Annotated in this window: 2 protein-coding genes; both read right to left on the bottom strand. The window is 64.9% G+C overall.

The genetic code is table 11. The features are described from left to right. Positions 1–21: 21 nt before the first annotated feature. On the bottom strand, positions 22–1,671 hold the full coding sequence (locus ODR01_RS05040; protein WP_316976516.1) for a cyclic peptide export ABC transporter: 1,650 nt from the start codon (positions 1,669–1,671) through the stop codon (positions 22–24). A 2-nt stretch (positions 1,672–1,673) separates the two neighbouring features. Next, the gene (locus tag ODR01_RS05045) at positions 1,674–3,302 is read right to left on the bottom strand and encodes a cyclic peptide export ABC transporter (RefSeq protein ID WP_316976517.1); all 1,629 of its coding nucleotides are present in this window, start codon (positions 3,300–3,302) and stop codon (positions 1,674–1,676) included. Positions 3,303–3,697: the final 395 nt, after the last annotated feature.

Here is a 3,697-nt window from a genome sequence, read left to right on the forward strand (position 1 = left end):
TACGCAGGCGCCGGATGGGCGTCAATTTGCATGATCGCCGCCGCTGCGTTCCCATTCCACCCGGCCGAGGTCCATTTTGACCAGGCGGTCGGCGACGTGCCAGTAGCGGTCGTCGTGGGTGACGGCGATGACCGTCTTGCCGCGCGCCTTCAGGTCCGGCAGGACGCGCGTGTAGAAATACTCGCGGAAACGGATGTCCTGTTCCGCCGACCATTCGTCGAACACATAGACCGCCCTGTCTTCCAGCAATGCGGCGATCAGGCCCAGGCGCTTGCGCTGGCCCGTGGAGAGTGCCAGTTGGGTGAAGCGGCCGTTCTCGTAGCGAACCTTTCCCCCCAGTTCCATCTCCTCGATCATGCGATTGACGGTCACGGGACTCACCCCTTCCAGACCGTACAGGCGGTCGAACAGATGAAAATCGACGAAGATGGCCGAGAACAATTCCCGGTAACCGGCCACGGCGCGCCCCTCGACCGGCGCGCCGTCCACCAGGATGCTGCCCCCCTCGGCCGGCAGCAGGCCGACCACGAGACGCAACACGGTCGACTTGCCGCTGCCGTTGCCGCCGACCAGAAACACCGTCTCTCCGCGCGTCACCGCGAGGTCGAGCGGGCCAACGGTGAACGTGCGCGCCCCCTGGGCGTCGCGGTAGCTGAACCGCAGGCGGTCAAAGGAAAGAGTCCGGAAGTCCGCATAAGTCTTTGAAAGGTCGCGCGCTTCCTGGGTCGAGACGCCGCCGGCTTCGAGCAGTTGGCGGTCGATGTCGAGGATGGATTGCAGGCCGACGTCGGCCCGCAGGTACATCGGCGACTGGGCGACCAGCTTGGTCAACGGCCCCATGCAGAACAGCAGCACCGGCACGACCTGGAAAACGATCTGGTTGAAGTTCGGCAGCTTCGCCGGGAAGACAAAGCCCACCACGCCCAGCATCAGGTAGGTGACGAAGGCGCCCATCAGCAGCAGCGCCGACCAGATCTCGCCCGCCGAGATCAGCTGGCCCTCCACCGATTGCGACATGTCGCGATAAAGCGCGAACACGTCGTCGCTCTTCCTTTGGTTGAGGCGCAGCTCCTTGCCGCCGTGGATGATGTCGCCGATCGAATCCAGCATCCGGGCCTGGCGCTCCTGGATGACCGCCATGGCGGCGCGTAACCCCTTGCTGACCATCCGATAGCCGACGTAGCCCAGCAATACCGCCAGAAGGAACACGCCCAGCGCCGCCGGCGACAGGTAGGCGAGATAAAAGAGCGACATGGCCAGCAGGATCGCCTGCTGGGCGCCGCTGACCATCAGCGGAAAGGTCACCGACAGGTGGTTGGTTTCCTGGGAAACCAGGGTATAGAGGCCGCCCCTTCCCAGCCGGTCGACGGTTTGCAGCTCGGAGCGGCGCAGCTTGTCCATGACATCCGTGCGCAGGCCCTTGAGCAGGCGCTCGATGACGACGTTGGCCCGCAACAGGGCGACATTGTTGCATTGGTAAAAGAGCCCGAAGGCCAGCGCGAACCCCACCCAGGCCACGACGCCGGGGCGTCCGCCCTCGGCGATCTCCCCGGTGACTTCGTTGACCACGACGATGAGGAAGGCGTTGGCCAGCCCGGCGATCAGCGCAAGCGCCAGCATCGTGCGGATGTCGCGGGCCGGCGCGCGCCTGATAAATTCGCGCATCGCCATGCTCAGCCTTCCCCCGCCGGCCGCACGGTGCCCAGATCCATGACCAGTCGGCGGTCGCAGTGGGACCAATAGCGCTCGTCGTGGGTGACGGCGAGCACGGTCTTGCCGCGCCGTTTCAGCTCGGCAAGGATCTCGGTGTAGAAGATCTCGCGGAAATGGGCATCCTGGTCGGCGGCCCATTCGTCGAACAGATAGATGTCGCGGTCCTCCAGCAGGCTGACCACCATCGCCAGCCGCTTGCGCTGCCCCGTCGAGAGCTCCAGCGTCGAGAAGCGGCCGTCGGCGAAGGTGACTTTCCCGCCCAGTTCCATCCATTCGATCTGCTTGGTCACCGCCGCCGGGTCGACCTCGCCCAGGCCGTGCAGGCGGTCGAACAGGTGGAAATCGGGGAAAATGGCGGTGAATATCTCGCGGTAGGCCTGCCGCGATGCTTCCGTCACCGGATCGCCATCGACCAGGATGCGTCCCTCGCCCGGCGTGTAGAGGCCGCAGAGCACCTTCATCATGGTCGACTTGCCGCTGCCGTTGCCGCCGGTGAGAAAAACGGTTTCGCCCCGGTGCAAGGTGAAATCCCAGGGGCCGGACGTGAACAGCGCCTGGCCTTGGGGGTCGAGGTACGAGAAGCGGATGGATTCCAAATCGATCCGCTTGAAGCCGGCGAAGCCGGGCGTCTCGACCGGCGGCTGCGGCGGTGGTTCGGCCCGATCGAGCGCCTCTTCCAGCCGGTACACATGGCCAAGCCCGACGGCGGCCCTGGCATAAAGATGCGATACCGCGGTGATGGCGGTCACCGGTCCGATGCAGAAGAGTGCCGCCGCCGCGATCTTGTAGATCGTGTCGGTGGCGCCCTCGAAGAACATCGGCAAGACCAGGATGACCAGACCCAAGAGCGCGTAGAGGAAGATGTTGGAGAACTGCAGCAGCATGACCCAGCGCCCGCCGACCCCGACGACGGCCCGTTCGAGCTCGCTGACGATCTCGGAAAAGCGGGCGAACAGGCTGTCGTTCTTGGCGGCGTTGAGGCGGATTTCCTGGAACCCCTCGGTGAAGTTGGCCATGGAATCCAGCATCGCCGCCTCGTGGGCATAGACCTCCTCCAGCGCCTTGTTGAGCGCGATGCGGCGGCGCCAGAAGATGAACAGCCCGACGATGGTGAAGGCGGCGATGAGAAGAAACGACGGCACCGACAGGGTGGCGATGTAGAAAAGGCAGAACAGCAGCAGGAAGCCGCCCTGCGCGGCGGCGGCGAACAGCGGCAGGTTCTGCGACAGGTGGTTCATTTCCTGGGCGACCGCCGCGAACAGCTGGCCGTGGCCGATGCCTTCGAGCGTGCGCAGCGGCGCCGAGCGGATCTTGCCGACGACGCGCAGGCGAAGAAAGCTCAGCCGCTCCTGGAGGAAGCGGTTGGATTCCTTGAGCGAGGCGCGGTTGGCCACGTAATAGAAGGCGAACACCAGGACATAGAGGATGAGGTCGCGCAGGCTGACGGTTTCCGACAGCGCCGCCTTCTCGGCCGCCTGGTTGATCAGCCCGATGAGCCCGGCGTTGCCGACCCCGGCCAGGACGGTGAGGACGATGATGCCCCTGTAGGCATTGCGGGTGTCCGTCTCGAGTAGCCGCAGCAGGTACATGGAAGAAGCCAATCAGAGGTTGCGGCCTGTCGAATCGCAGCGCGGCTGGCACCATAACAACCCCTCCCGCCGATGGCAATTTCGGCACGCTCGCTCATCTCCCTTGCCGCATAAATTCGCCCTCTCCGCCGCACGGCGGGGGAGAGGGCGAAACCAAACTCCCCTCCCCCGCACCATCTGTTTGACAAATCGTCGCCGGGATAGGACGCTGCATTTGATACCCATTGTCATGACGGCGCCTTCCTCCAACGTATTCCTGTGCAGTCGGCCTCGCGGGGCCCAGGGGTAAAGGGCGGTTCGCCGCCCGGAGGGCGCGTCGGCAATGGGGCGGACGGAGGGGCAAGCTTGATCGGTCAGGGTCGCGTGGGAGTCTCACGGCGACGAGTTGAGGGCGT

The sequence above is a fragment of the Shumkonia mesophila genome (assembly GCF_026163695.1).
Lineage (GTDB): Bacteria > Pseudomonadota > Alphaproteobacteria > Rhodospirillales > Shumkoniaceae > Shumkonia > Shumkonia mesophila.